At 70.7% G+C, this 13,053-nt stretch carries 12 protein-coding genes; 6 read left to right on the forward strand and 6 right to left on the reverse strand.

Features of this window, described 5'->3' with window-relative positions; all coding sequences use genetic code 11:
* Positions 1-42 precede the first annotated feature (42 nt).
* Positions 43-1,257, forward strand: a complete 1,215-nt coding sequence (locus FK268_RS14530) for an MFS transporter (protein WP_146435270.1) — start codon at positions 43-45, stop codon at positions 1,255-1,257.
* Between the two features lie 15 nt (positions 1,258-1,272).
* On the opposite strand, the gene FK268_RS14535 is transcribed toward FK268_RS14530, so the two are convergent.
* Entirely contained in the window at positions 1,273-2,874 is a 1,602-nt protein-coding gene (locus FK268_RS14535; protein ID WP_146435272.1) for a dolichyl-phosphate-mannose--protein mannosyltransferase, read from the reverse strand.
* A 15-nt stretch (positions 2,875-2,889) separates the two neighbouring features.
* Here FK268_RS14535 and rsmI point away from each other — a divergent pair, with 15 nt between their 5' ends.
* Positions 2,890-3,732, forward strand: a complete 843-nt coding sequence (gene rsmI, locus FK268_RS14540; protein WP_269434230.1) for a 16S rRNA (cytidine(1402)-2'-O)-methyltransferase — start codon at positions 2,890-2,892, stop codon at positions 3,730-3,732.
* Here the strand turns inward: rsmI and FK268_RS24775 are convergent.
* A complete protein-coding gene (locus tag FK268_RS24775) occupies positions 3,705-4,199 on the reverse strand; it encodes a hypothetical protein (RefSeq protein ID WP_193560287.1) in 495 nt (164 codons plus the stop codon). The two genes, rsmI and FK268_RS24775, sit on opposite strands and share 28 nt — an antisense overlap.
* A 35-nt stretch (positions 4,200-4,234) precedes the next feature.
* Positions 4,235-5,353, reverse strand: coding sequence for an aminodeoxychorismate synthase component I (locus FK268_RS14550; protein WP_146435273.1), 1,119 nt, complete (start codon positions 5,351-5,353; stop codon positions 4,235-4,237).
* A 165-nt stretch (positions 5,354-5,518) separates the two neighbouring features.
* Here FK268_RS14550 and FK268_RS14555 point away from each other — a divergent pair, with 165 nt between their 5' ends.
* Positions 5,519-5,791 carry a hypothetical protein gene (locus tag FK268_RS14555; protein WP_146435275.1) on the forward strand — a complete coding sequence of 91 codons (273 nt, stop codon included), beginning with the start codon at positions 5,519-5,521 and terminating at the stop codon, positions 5,789-5,791.
* Here FK268_RS14555 and FK268_RS14560 read toward each other — a convergent pair.
* Entirely contained in the window at positions 5,748-6,386 is a 639-nt protein-coding gene (locus FK268_RS14560; protein ID WP_146435277.1) for a rhomboid family intramembrane serine protease, read from the reverse strand. The two genes, FK268_RS14555 and FK268_RS14560, sit on opposite strands and share 44 nt — an antisense overlap.
* A 185-nt stretch (positions 6,387-6,571) precedes the next feature.
* Here FK268_RS14560 and metG point away from each other — a divergent pair, with 185 nt between their 5' ends.
* The gene (gene metG, locus FK268_RS14565) at positions 6,572-8,125 is read left to right on the forward strand and encodes a methionine--tRNA ligase (protein ID WP_146435279.1); all 1,554 of its coding nucleotides are present in this window, start codon (positions 6,572-6,574) and stop codon (positions 8,123-8,125) included.
* Positions 8,126-8,151: 26 nt separating this feature from the next.
* Here the strand turns inward: metG and FK268_RS14570 are convergent, their stop codons facing one another.
* Together FK268_RS14570 and FK268_RS14575 are read right to left on the reverse strand one after the other, a co-directional pair.
* Positions 8,152-9,294 (reverse strand): DUF7373 family lipoprotein, encoded by a 1,143-nt coding sequence (locus FK268_RS14570; protein WP_146435281.1) that lies wholly within the window; start codon positions 9,292-9,294, stop codon positions 8,152-8,154.
* Positions 9,295-9,308: 14 nt separating this feature from the next.
* Entirely contained in the window at positions 9,309-10,484 is a 1,176-nt protein-coding gene (locus FK268_RS14575; protein ID WP_146435283.1) for a DUF7373 family lipoprotein, read from the reverse strand.
* Positions 10,485-10,602: 118 nt separating this feature from the next.
* Between FK268_RS14575 and FK268_RS14580 the strand changes: the two genes are divergently transcribed.
* On the forward strand, positions 10,603-11,451 hold the full coding sequence (locus FK268_RS14580; protein WP_146435285.1) for a TatD family hydrolase: 849 nt from the start codon (positions 10,603-10,605) through the stop codon (positions 11,449-11,451).
* Positions 11,452-11,558: 107 nt separating this feature from the next.
* On the forward strand, positions 11,559-13,037 hold the full coding sequence (locus FK268_RS25225) for a resuscitation-promoting factor (RefSeq protein WP_146435287.1): 1,479 nt from the start codon (positions 11,559-11,561) through the stop codon (positions 13,035-13,037).
* Positions 13,038-13,053: the final 16 nt, after the last annotated feature.

The following is a 13,053-nucleotide window of genomic DNA, read 5'->3' on the forward strand; positions in this document are numbered from 1 at the left end:
CCCGATGCGGGTCTTGACGCGTTCTTAGCGGATGATGTTTCGGTGACTGAACGACCCGCAGCCGGCTCCGCGCAGACGACGCAGCGGGTACCGCCGGAGGTCTGGGTCCTCGTGGCGGCCAGCTTCGTGATCGCCCTCGGCTACGGCGTCGTCGCGCCCGCGCTCCCCGCCTTCGCCCGCACCTTCGACGTCGGCATCGGCGCCGCCTCAGCGGTCGTCAGCGCCTTCGCGATCATGCGGCTCGCCTTCGCCCCGGCGACCGGCCCGTTGGTGAAGGCCTTCGGCGAGCGTTGGATCTACATGGCGGGCCTGTTGATCGTCGCGGCGTCGACGCTCGCGGTGGCCTTCGCGCAGAGCTACTGGCAACTCATGCTGTTGCGCGGGCTCGGCGGCGTGGGCTCGGTGATGTTCACCGTCTCGGCGATGGGCCTGATGATCCGCATCGCGCCCGCTGAGATCCGCGGCCGGGTGAGCGGCGTCTACTCGTCGAGCTTCGTGCTCGGCGGGATCTGCGGCCCGCTGCTGGGCGGCGCACTGGTCGGCTTCGGCCTGCGGGTGCCCTTCGTCGTCTACGCCATTGCGCTCGTGGTCGCGACGCTCGTCGTGGGTGTCGCCCTGCGCGGTAGCGATCTCGCGGGCCGGGCGGAGGCCTCCTCCGAACCGGGCACGACGGTGCGCGAGGCACTCGCCGACTCCGCCTACCGGGCGGCGCTGTTCACGTCGGTCGTCTTCGGCTGGGTCTACTCGATGCGGGTCTCGCTGCTGCCGCTGTTCTTCGCGGCCGTACTCGACCAGCCCGCCGCGATCGCCGGCTACGCGTTGGCCGCCTACGCCGCAGGCGACGTGCTCGCCATGTTCCCCGCGGGCCGCGCGTCCGACCGGTACGGGCGCAGGCCCTTCATCGTCACCGGCATGCTCGTCATCGCCGTCGGCACGATCGCGCTCGGCTTCACCGACTCGGTGCTCGTCGCCTTCCTCGTCACCGTCGTCGCCGGGGTCGGGACGGGCCTCGTCGCGCCGACGATGCAGGCCTCCCTCGCCGACGTGCTCCAGGGCAAGGGGCGCAGCGGCGGCGCGCTCTCGGCGTATCAGATGGCGCAGGACGCCGGCACCATCTCCGGGCCGCTGCTGGCCGGCGCCATCGCCCAGTACCTCGGCTTCACCTGGGCCTTCGCCGTCACCGCCGCGCTGTGCGTGGTCGCCGCGATCGCATGGATGCTGGCGCGGGAGACGCGCACCGTCGTACCCGTGGCGTGAGCGTGCCGTGCCCCGCTACTGCCAGCTCGGCAGCCAGAGCTCCAAGCGCCACCACCACATGGGGATGGGTGTCGCGGTGAGGATCGGCCACAGCCACGCGAAGTTGAGCACCACGATCGTCGCGTAGAGCACCACCAGCCAGCGGCCCAACTGCAGCCGCTCGAACCCGAAGAACCTCGCGCGGCCGTCGAGGCCCAGCACCTCACGGCAGATCAGCGCGATCATGATGCACAGGAAGGGCATCAGGGTCAGCGCGTAGAAGTAGTACATCTGCCGGTCGAGGTTGAGGAACCACGGCAGGTAGGTGGCGAAGTACATGGTCACGGGCGCGGCGTAGGCCCAGTCGCGTGTGACGAACATCTTCCACAGCGCCCACAGCAGCACGGGGATCGCGATCCAGGTGAGCGCCGGCGTCCCGACGGCCATCACGGCGCGAACGCACGGACCGTCGCCGCACATGCCGCCCGACTGATCCGCGGTGTAGTGGTAGAGCATCGGCCGCAGGCCCATCGGCCAGGTCCAGGGCTTCGACTCCCACGGATGGTGATTGCCGGCGGAGTTGGTGAGGCTGTCGTGGAAGTCGAGGATCGTGGTCTCGTAGAAGAACAGGGAGCGCAGCGCCGCGGGTACCCACGCGAACGGGCCGCTGTCGCCGATCTGGTTGCCCACCGCGTACCGGTAGACCGCCGTCTCCGAGGAGAACCAGGCCCAGAAGGTGCCCAGGTAGACGAGCACCGGCAACACGGCCAGCGACATCCCCGACGGGATCAGGTCGCGCAGCAGCACCCCGCGCCAGGGCCGGATCACGCCGTACTGCCGGCGGTTGGCCACGTCGAAGGCGAGCGAGAGCGCCAGCACCCCGATGAGGAAGTACATGCCCGACCACTTCACGCCGCAGGCCAGGCCCACCATGATCGCGGCGGAGAACCGCCACCAGCGGAAGCCCAGCCGCGGGCCGTACAGCGAATCGGTGATCCGTCCCTCGACGGCCGCGCGGTGCAGCCGCTCGCGCATCTGGTCGCGGTCGACCAGGATCATCGCGAACGCGGCGAAGCCGAAGAAGACCAGGAAGATGTCGAGCAGCGCGACCCGCGAGGAGACCATCGTCAGGCCGTCGCAGATCAGGAACAGGCCCGCGAGCCCGCCGATCAGGGTGGACCGGGCCAGCCGTCGTGCTGCGCGGATCACCATGAAGACGAGCAGCGTGCCGCACACCGCCGACATGAATCGCCAGCCCAGTGGGGTGTAGCCGAACATCCACTCGCCGATCGCGATCATCCATTTGCCCACGGGCGGGTGCACGATCAGGCCGAACGCAGGGTTGTCCTCGATCCACTGGCCGCCCGTGAGCACCTGCCAGCCCTGCGGCGCGTAGTGCTTCTCGTCGAAGACGGGGGTCTGCACCGGCGTATTGCCGATGAACCCGGCGTTGCTGGGATAGCCGAGGTTGAAGAAGCGGGTGGCCGCGGCGACGGCGGTCAGCACCAGCGTCACGGTCCAGCCGAAGGCGCGGTCGGTGGCGCCGAACACCGCCGGCGGGAGCGTCGGCCCGGGGCTCACCGTCGCGCGGTCCCCGGTGCGCCCGTCGGGCGTTGCCACAGCAGTCACGCGACCCATCGTAGGGTGTGACCCGTGGGATCTGAGGACGCGAGCGGAGTGCTGATCGTCGCCGGGGTGCCGATGGGCAACCCGGGGGACGCCACCGCGCGGTTGATCGCCGCACTCGGCGAGGCCGACGTGATCGCCGCCGAGGACACCCGTCGGGCCCGGTCCCTGGCCGCTTCGCTGGACGTCGAGACCCGGGGCCGCATCCTCAGCTTCTACGACCACAACGAGCAGGGCCGCATCCCGCAGCTCCTCGCCGCCCTCGACGCGGGCGAGACGGTCCTCCTCATCACCGATGCCGGCATGCCGTCCGTCTCCGACCCCGGATACCGCCTGGTCGCGGCGGTCGTCGAGGCCGGGCACCGGGTCACCTGCCTCCCCGGACCGTCGGCGGTCACCACCGCGCTGGCCCTGTCCGGGCTGCCCGTCGAGCGATTCCTGTTCGACGGTTTCGCCCCGCGCAAGTCCGGTGCCCGGCGGGCCTGGCTCACCGAGCTGGTCGCGGAACGTCGCGCGGCCGTCTTCTTCGAGTCGCCGCACCGCCTGGCCGAGACGCTCGCCGACGCTGCGGAGGTCCTCGGAACCGATCGTCGCGCCGCGGTGTGTCGCGAGCTCACGAAGACCTACGAGGAGGTCCGGCGCGGCACGCTGGGCGAGCTCGCCGTCTGGGCCGCCGACGGCGTGCGCGGGGAGATCACCGTCGTGGTCGAGGGCGCCGCGGCCGTCTCGGCGAACCCGGAGGACCACGTCGCCGCCGTGCTGCGCCGCGTCGACGCCGGAGAACGTCTCAAGGACGCGTGCGCCGCGGTCGCCGCCGAGACCGGTGCGTCCAAGCGGGAGCTCTACGAGGCGGCGCTCGCCGCCCGCTGATCCCGCGCCCCTGTCACCGGCCGGGTCAGGATCAGGCGCAGCACGCCCACCACGACGATGCCGCCGACGGCGAGGTCGAGGTAGTGGCACGCCATCGCTCCGAGATATGTCGGGCCGCCCCAGGCGTTGACGGTGAAGTTCGGGTCCAGCCCGGCCAGCACCTGCACGCCCGCCCGGAAAGCAGCGAAGACCAGCAGGAACAGCAGCGGCGCCGCGAGCACCAGCCTTGCCGGGGTGAGGGCGGGCGCGCGGGGAGGCCACCGTCGGGCCCGGATCGCGAGCACGAGGAGCACGCCCACCACGGCCACCACCGCGTGCTGCGGCCACGCCGCGGTCCAGGGCACGAAGCCGGCGATCTCCGGATCGCGGCGGGTGTAGAGGTGGCCGCCGAAGGCGAGCCCGGCGACGAAGGCCACCGCGAGAAGCCCGAGGAAGCCGCGGAGCGCGGGGGAGCGGAGGTCGATCATGCGCCGAGCCTGTCAGCGCCCGGCGCGCGCCGTCGTCACCCGTGCGGGGGAGATCCGCGGAAGCCGACGATCGACGCCGCCTTGTCTAGGCATTCGCGCCACTCGGCATCGGGATCGGAGTCGATGGTGATCCCGCCGCCCACGCCGAGCCGCAGCGCGCCGTCTCGCGCTTCGACGGTGCGGATCGCGACATTGAGGTCCAGTCCGGTCAGCGGGTGGTCGATGCCGATGGCGCCGCAGTAGCTGCCGCGGGTGTGCCGCTCCCACGCCGTGATGCGCTCGCGGGCGGCGAGTTTCGGGGTGCCCGTGACCGAGGCCGGCGGGAAGGTGGCGTCCAGCAGCTCGGCGCGGGAGATGCCGGGCCGCTGGCGTGCGGTCACCGTCGAGACCAGGTGCCAGACGCCGGGCGCGGGCTCGACCCGCAGCAGCTCCGGTGTCCGGACGGTGCCGGTCACCGCGACCCGGCTCAGGTCGTTGCGCACCAGGTCGACGATCATCACGTTCTCGGCGACATCCTTGGCGCTCGCTCGTAGCTCCTCCGGCGCGTGGTCCAGCGGCAGCGTGCCCTTGATGGGGCGCTCGACCAGAAGACCACCGCGCTCGGTGAGGAAGGTCTCGGGGGAGAAGGACGCGATCGCGCCCCAGTCGCCCTCGAGGTAGGCCGCCTTCGCGGGCCGGGTCGCGGCGGCGATGTCCACGAACAGGTCGAGCGGGTCGCCGGTCAGCGCGCCGGAGAAGCGGGTGCACACGTTCACCTGGTAGACGTCGCCCGCGCGGATCGCCTCCTGGCAGGCGAGGACCGCAGCCCGGTGATCGTCCCGGTCGGGCGCGGTCCACTCGGAACCCCACGAACGCGGCGCGGGGGCCGTCCGCGGGATCGGAAAAGACGGATCGGTGCAGGTCCAGTGACCGTTGGCGTCCAGGAGCAGCAGTACGCCCGGGTCGCCGCCGATGGTCTCCGGGACGAGCCGCGGCTCGTCCGTCGCGTCCGGGTACCCGACGATGCCGAGCCACGGTGCCCCGTCGGGCCGGTCGCCGGGCCGGAGCGCGGGCTCCGGGGCGATGACGGCGCGGTACCCGCCCCATGAGCCGATCAGCGCAGCGGGACGGTGGCCGCGCTCCCGCAGAGCACGCAGCATCTCGACCGGTTGCACCGCGCCATCCTGTCATGCGCCCGGATCCGCCGAATGGGGGACGGATGTCGGGGAGAAATAGGGAATTCGCCTGATGTGCCGGGCGGCGGAAGGCGGAAGAGTACGAGGTGGCCGGCGGATCTCTCCCACCCGATCCGCCCGCCACCCGAACCACGAGGAGGAGCGATGAACCCGGTGATCGACGGCGGCACGGACCTCGGCGGACGGCTGGCCTGGGTGCATGTCGCCCACGGCGAGCGCAGCCAGGTCCGGTTCTACGCGGAGGGCGAGTACGCGGGTACCGCCACCGCGCTGCCGACCGTCGACACCGAGGTCATCGGCGTGGACTACGACGTGGTCTACGTCCGTTACGGCCGTGACATCGCCCGCTTCCGGCTCGACGAGTCCGGCGCCGTCATCGCGCTGGACGCGGTACCTGTCGCCGAGGTCGCCGGCTGACCAGGAGCACGATTCCGAGGATCCCACCGAGGACGACCGCTATCGCGTGCTCGTCGCGCAGTACTACGAGCGCCGGCCCGACGACGGCCAGGACACCCAGGGCGAACCGACCGGAGCGCGTGACGAGGGGTGCCGCTGTCACGGCCGCCGCGACGGCGAGCGTCATCGTCGCCAGGGAGCTCCCCGCCCCGTCGGGGAAGCCGAGCGTGAGGGCGAGCAGATTCCCGACGGTGCCGCCGACGACCCACACCGCCGGGCCGAGCGCGCGCCCGAACACCTGCGCGGCGAGCAGTGCCGTGATCACGAGGGTGATCAGGTTGAAGGCCATGCCCCAGACGCCGCCGCCCTGCACCAGATACGAGGTGACCAGCCGCCACAGCTCGCCTCGGTCGATCGCCGCGGCGGACCGCTCCCATGCCTGTTCGAGTCGCGGATGGAGGAGTTCGGCCACCGATCCCGCGATCACGATCGCGATGATCGCGACCGGCCAGAGCCATCGCCGTCGTGCGTCGGCGGAGAGATCGGCGGGAGGGGTGAGGCGGAGGATCCGCCAGGTCGCGAGGAACAGCAGTCCGTAGAGAAAGCTCAGTGTCATATCCGAATCCGTATCGTGCGCTTGCAGTTCACTGAGGATGCTGCCCGCTCCGGGGCCTCGTGCGGTATCCCTCGGAGGTGGGAGATCCGGCCGCTGCGGCGGGACGGGCGCGGCCGGACCGAGCGGCACAGCCCGCGAAACGTGCTTGCCGGATTCGGGGAAGGCACCGATAAGCTGGGCCCATCATGGCTGCAGACAAGGCTTTCTACATCACCACGGCGATCGCCTACCCGAACGGCGTGCCCCACATCGGGCACGCCTACGAGTACATCGCCACCGACGTGATCGCGCGCTTCCAGCGACTCGACGGATTCGACGTCTTCTTCCTGACGGGCACCGACGAGCACGGCCTGAAGATGCAGCAGACCGCCGCCAAGGAGGGCATCGAGACCAAGGCCCTCGCCGATCGCAACGCCGCCGCCTTCGAGGCGCTGCAGCGGGCCGTCGGCTCGACCTTCGACCGCTTCATCCGCACCACGGACGCCGACCACTACGAGGCGTCGAAGGCGATCTGGCAGAAGATGGTCGACGCGGGCGACATCTACCTGGGCAAGTACTCGGGCTGGTACTCCGTGCGCGACGAGGCCTACTACGCCGAGGACGAGACCACCGTCACCGAGGACGGCACCCGCGTCTCCACCGACACCGGCACCGAGGTCGAGTGGACCGAGGAGGCGTCCTACTTCTTCAAGCTGTCCGCCTACCAGGACCGGCTGCTCGCACTGCTGGACCGTGAGGGCGGCTACCTCGAGCCCGCGACGCGCCGCAACGAGATCGTCAGCTTCATCAAGGGCGGCCTCAAGGACCTCTCGATCAGCCGCGACACCTTCGACTGGGGCGTGCCGGTCCCGGGCGATCCGGACCACGTGATGTACGTGTGGGTCGACGCGCTGACCAACTACCTCACCGGCGCCGGCTACCCGGACACCGAGTCGGAGCAGTTCCGCACGTTCTGGCCGCCGAAGCTCCAGATCATCGGCAAGGACATCATCCGCTTCCACGCGGTCTTCTGGCCGGCGTTCCTGATGAGCGCGGGCATCGAGCTGCCCGAGCGCGTCTTCGCCCACGGCTTCCTGTTCAACAAGGGCGAGAAGATGAGCAAGTCGGTCGGCAACGTCGTCGATCCGCACGCCCTCATCGCCGAGTACGGCCTCGACGCGCTGCGTTTCTTCCTGCTCCGCGAGGTCAGCTTCGGCCAGGACGGCAGCTACAGCCACGAGGCGATCGTGGGCCGGATCAACGCCGACCTGGCCAACGAGCTCGGCAACCTCGCGCAGCGCTCATTGTCGATGATCAACAAGAACTGCGCGGGCACGGTGCCCACACCGGGGCCGTTCACGCGCGACGACGAGGCGTTGCTCGCCCGCGCCGACGGCCTGCTCGAGACCTCCCGCCGGCACGTCGGCGATCAGGCCCTGCACCTGTACCTGGAGTCGATCTGGGAGGTGCTCGCCGAGACGAACAGGTACTTCTCCGCGCAGGAGCCGTGGAAGCTCAAGGCGAGCGACCCTGACCGTATGGGCACGGTGCTGTACGTCACCGCCGAGGTGGTCCGCCAGGTCGCGCTGCTGCTGCAGCCGGTGATGCCGGAGTCGGCCGAGGAACTGCTGACCCTGCTGGAGCAGCCGAAGGATCGGCGGACCTTCGAGGCCGTCGGCACGCGGCTGGTGCCCGGCACCGCGCTGCCCAAGCCGCAGGGCGTCTTCCCGCGCTACGTCGAGCCCGAGCCGGCGGAGTAGCCCGCCGGGCCGGGCCCGAGCGCTGGTCAGGGATTCTTCGCGAGGATCGTGTACTGCGCCGCGGCCGCCTGCTGCATCGCGAGCAGCGAATCGGCCGACAGCGTGTACATGAAGCGCCCCACGTGGCCGGTGCAGCCGAAGGTCCCGTCGTCGAGGTACTTGCTGCACTGGAGCCCCGGGACGCCGGCGGGGCCTGCGGCGTCCTGCTTCGTGGTGGACGCCCGTCCGCGCCGGGCCGCGGCCAGCGTCGTCGCCGCTTCCGCGTCCCGCGTGCGGTAGACGACCGTCTTGCCCTGCCCGACGGCGTCGACTCCCGCCCGGCGGTAGACGTCCGCGTAGGAGATGTCCTCGATCCGCAGCAGTAGGCCGGCGAGGTCGTAGTAGTTGTTCGCGATCTCCTTGGCTGCGACCGGCGGATTCGCCTCGTACAGGGTGCGGGCCAGAATGCCCTTGTCGTCGCTGGGCAGGTCCCTGACCGAACCGGAGGGCGTCGGCTGGAACCGCGTCACCGCGGGCACCTGCAGCGAGTACGCCTTCGAGACGAGGCCGACCGCCTCGCCGGTGGTCGGTGCGGTGCCGCTGACGTTGATCACGAAGGATCCCTCGGCCCGGTAGGAGTCGACGGTTCCGGGGGTGAACTCCGTCGCGAACACCCCGTCGATCCCGGCGATCTGCCGTTGCGCGCCGGCCCCCTTCTTGACCGCCTCGAGTGCCCGCGCGGCGGTCGACGGGTCGTCGAACCGGTACAGGCCCACGCGCAGCGCCACGCTCGGGTTCTCGAGCTTGTCGCCGCGCGTCGTGGTCATGCCGACGCGCATGCCGTTGATGCTGAACGCCGACGCCGTCGCATCGGGGACGCGCTTGCTGAGGTCGAGTCCGTTCAGGACGGGGTAGGACCGCAGCGCGATCCCGCCGATGGTGAGCCGGGGGTCGACGTCGGAGACCTGGATCAGGGCGCCGCCCATCCTGTTGCCCTCGATGATCCAGCCGCCGTCGGTCGACGAGGGCGGGATGTCGCGCAGGGTCGTCGGATTGCTGCCGACGTCGAGGCCGGCCGGTATCGCGGGCGCGCTCGACGCGGCGGTCGGCGTCCCGGGCACGGTCGAGTCGCAGGCCGCGAGCACGACGGCGGCACCGACCACGATCGCCGACAGGACGGTCTTGTTCATCGTGTCCCCTCGGGCTACGGCGTGGTGGCGAGGATGGTGAACTGTGCCGCCGCCTTCTGGCGGGCCAGTCCGGCGTCGGTGTCGTCGACCGATGCGACGTAGCGGCCCACGGGAATCCAGCAGTAGGTGCGGTCGCCGCCGGTCATGCACTTGACCGAAGGCAGCTGCGGAATGCCGGCCACGGCCGGGTTCTTGCTCGCGGCCGTCTGCACCATCGTGGTGGCGGCGGCCGCGTCCCGGGTGCGGTAGACGACGCTGCCGGCCTGGCCGACGAGGTCGATGCCGGCGGCGGTGACAGTGGTCAGGTTGCCGATGTCCTGCACGCGGTGCTTGTAGCCCGCCAGGTCGTACCAGTTCTCGAACAGCGAGGCGTCCGACGAATCGGGCTGCGGCAGGGTCCGGGAAACGATGCCGTCCTTGTCGATGTCGACCGTCTGGATCTTGTCGACGGGAGTGGGCGTGAAGCCCTTGAGCTTGGGCAGTTCCAGGCCGAGGGCCTTCGTCACGAACTGTGCGCCCTGATCCGTGCTGGGGCCGGTGCCGCTGACGTTGACGACGATCGCCCCCTGCGCGACGTAGGAGTCGACGGTGCCGGGCTTGAACTCGGACGCGAGCACGTCGGGGGCTCCGTCGACGGTGATCGCGACGGGCCGTGCGCCCGCGGTCGCGCTGCGCACCGCGTCGATCGCCTTCTTCGCGGCCTCGGCGGAGTCGAACCGGTACAGACCGATCCGCACCGCGACGCCGGGGTTCTTGAGGGCGTCGCCGCGGGTGGTGGTCATCCCCACCCGGAAGCCGTTGGCGGCGAAGGCGGCGGCGGTGGCGTCGGGGACGCGGGTGTTCAGTCCGGCCGCCTCGACGATGGGGTACGAGCGCAGGCTCGCGCCGCCGATCGTCAGGCGCGGGTCGACCTCGTTCGCCTGGATCAACGCCTCGTCGCCCATCCGGTTCCCCTCGGCCACCCACGACCGGTTCGCGGAGACGGTGATCGTGCGGGCCTTCGTCGGGTAGGCGCCCGTGTCGAGTCCCGCGGGCACCGGGACGGCGGGGCCGGCGGACGTGCCCGCGGCGACCGACGCGGTCGTCGACGCCGACGAGGGCCCGGCGACGGGGTCGCCCGCGGTGGTGCTGCACGCGGCGAGCAGCGCGGTGCCGCCCACGAGGGCTGCGGACAGGATCGACTTCTTCATGCGTTCTCCTCTGGTGTGCCGGGGGCGAGCACATCACGCGAGCCTTCGTGGCCGCTTAACGGTGGATTAAACATGGTCCGGGCGAACCCGGTGCGGCGACTACCGGAACAATGAGGGCATGGGTAAGAAGAAGCCGCCGCCTCCGCTGCCCGAGCCGCTGTCCGGCCTCGTCGACGCGCACACGCACCTCGACGGATGCCGCGCGCGCACGCCCGAGGCGGTGCGGGAGCTGCTCGACCGTTCCGCGTCCGTCGGCGTCGGCCGCGTGGTCACCGTCGCGTGCGATCTCGAGCAGGCCCGCTACGTCATCGACGCGTCCCGGTGGGACGAGCGCGTCTTCGCCGCCGTCGCGCTGCATCCGACCGACGCCCACCAGCTCGAGGTCGACGGCGCGCCGCAGGAACTCGAGCGTCTGGCATCCGATCCGCGGTGCGTGGCGATCGGGGAGACGGGGCTGGACTGGTACTGGCTGGGCAAGCGGGAGGACGTGGCGACGCCCGCACAGCAGCATGCGGCCTTCGAGTGGCACATCGACCTGGCGAAGCGGTTGGGCAAGCCGCTGATGATCCACAACCGGGAGGCCGACGCCGACATCCTGGCGGACCTGGAGCGCTTCGGTGCGCCCGAGACGGTGATCTTCCACTGCTTCTCCGGCGACGCGGCGATGGCGCGCGAGTGCGTCGATCGTGGCTACGTCCTGAGCTTCTCGGGCACGGTCACGTTCACGAATGCAACGGACCTGCAGGAGGCGGCGCGGCTCGTCCCCGACGATCAACTGCTCGTCGAGACCGATGCGCCATATCTCACACCCCACCCGTACCGGGGTACCCCCAACGAGTCGTACTGCATTCCGTACACCGCGCGATACCTCGCTGACCTGCGAGGAGTCGCTCCTGAGCAGATCGCTGCGGCCACTACCGCGACGGCGGACAGAGTGTTCGGCGCCACATTCGCGGGCGCGAAATGAACAGAAGCTGGCACGGTCCCCACTTCTCCGTTACCGTACTGTGATGTAACGGCGACCGAAACGTCGCCGTCAGCCACACCTTGCAGTCCACCCATGGGAAGTCACCAGTGCCTGAGCTCGACGCAGACGACAACACCACCACGGTGGATCAGCCCACCCAGCATTCGCGCCGCGGTGCCTTCGCCGCCACCGGGGAGCGCACGGCCGAGTTCGACGTGAACCGCGTCTTCTCGCGCTTCAACGATCTCGACGGCAAGACGGTGGACCTCGTGGTCGATCCCGAGATCCTCGAGCTCGAGGCCGAGGTCTTCGGTGACGACGCGGTCGAGGAGGCCGAGAGCGTCGCGCTGGCGGCGGAGGCCGAGTACGCCGCGGCGCATCCCGAGGTCGCGGAGCCCGTCGTGGAGGCCGAGCCCGCTGCGCAGCCCGAGGCGGACGGCGGCGGCAAGCCCCGCGCCCTCGACGGTCTGTCCGCACGTCTGGAGAACACCCCCGTCCGCGCCGTCACCGGCGCGATGCTCGTGGCCCTGATGGCCTCCGGTGGGACCGCCGCCGCGCTGTACCAGGACTTCACCGTCACCGTCGACGGTCAGGTCCGCGACGTCTCGACGATGAGCCGCTCGGTGAAGTCGATCCTGGACTCCGCGGGCATCAGCGCGAGCACCGCGGACAAGGTCGTCCCCGCGCTCGGCGGCTCGGTCAAGCCCGGCGAGCAGATCACCGTGCAGCACGCCCGCGACGTCGCGGTCAACGTCAACGGCACGGTCCGCACCGTCAAGACCACCGACCTGACGATGGGCGCCGCCCTGGCCTCGGCCGGCCTCGGCGATGCCAAGAACTTCGTCTCCGTCCCGCTCGACGCGCAGGTCCCGCTGGACGGTGCCGCCGTCTCGGTGGTCACCCCCGTCGCCGCGACCGTGCTCGACGCCGGCGGCAAGGTCGCCGCCAACGCCGCCGGGCGTACCGTCGGCGAGTACCTCGCGAAGATGGGTGTCCCGCTGATCCAGCAGGACACTGTCAAGCCCAGCGCCAACACCCCGGTGACCCCCGGCATGACCATCACGGTCAACCGGAACCGCACCGCGGACGTCACGGTCACCGAGCCGTACACGGCGCCGCCGAAGAAGATCGACGATCCGAAGCTGATCAACGGCAAGACCGAGATCAGGGACCCGGGCAAGCCCGGCACGCAGGAGGTCCAGTACCGCGAGCACGTGGTGGACGGCAAGGTCGTCTCCCGCGAGAAGGTCGGCTCCAAGGTCCTCGACGCGGGCGTCGCGGGCGTCACCGCCGTGGGCACCGCCCCGGGCGCGCCGTTCGTTCCCGCCGGCTCGGTCTGGGACAAGCTCGTGATGTGCGAGTCCACCGGCAACTGGGCGATCAACACGGGCAACTCGTTCTACGGCGGCGTCCAGTTCACGGCGCAGACCTGGCTGGCCTTCGGCGGCGGCAAGTACGCGCCGCGCGCCGACCTCGCCACCCGCGAGGAGCAGATCGACATCGCACGCAAGACGCTGAAGGCGCAGGGCTGGGGCGCGTGGCCGACGTGCTCCGCGAAGCTCGGCCTGTCCGGCAACTCGGAGTAGCTCGGTAGAGTCACAC

This window comes from Tsukamurella sputi, assembly GCF_007858445.1.
Classification (GTDB): Bacteria; Actinomycetota; Actinomycetes; order Mycobacteriales; family Mycobacteriaceae; genus Tsukamurella; species Tsukamurella sputi.

Coding starts and splice junctions, on each gene's coding strand:
- FK268_RS14535 (WP_146435272.1), bottom strand. CDS start 2,874: ATGGGTCGCGTGACTGCTGTGGCAACGCCCGACGGGCGCACCGGGGAC.
- FK268_RS24775 (WP_193560287.1), bottom strand. CDS start 4,199: ATGATCGACCTCCGCTCCCCCGCGCTCCGCGGCTTCCTCGGGCTTCTC.
- FK268_RS14555 (WP_146435275.1), top strand. CDS start 5,519: ATGAACCCGGTGATCGACGGCGGCACGGACCTCGGCGGACGGCTGGCC.
- FK268_RS14560 (WP_146435277.1), bottom strand. CDS start 6,386: ATGACACTGAGCTTTCTCTACGGACTGCTGTTCCTCGCGACCTGGCGG.
- metG (WP_146435279.1), top strand. CDS start 6,572: ATGGCTGCAGACAAGGCTTTCTACATCACCACGGCGATCGCCTACCCG.
- FK268_RS14570 (WP_146435281.1), bottom strand. CDS start 9,294: ATGAACAAGACCGTCCTGTCGGCGATCGTGGTCGGTGCCGCCGTCGTG.
- FK268_RS14575 (WP_146435283.1), bottom strand. CDS start 10,484: ATGAAGAAGTCGATCCTGTCCGCAGCCCTCGTGGGCGGCACCGCGCTG.
- FK268_RS14580 (WP_146435285.1), top strand. CDS start 10,603: ATGGGTAAGAAGAAGCCGCCGCCTCCGCTGCCCGAGCCGCTGTCCGGC.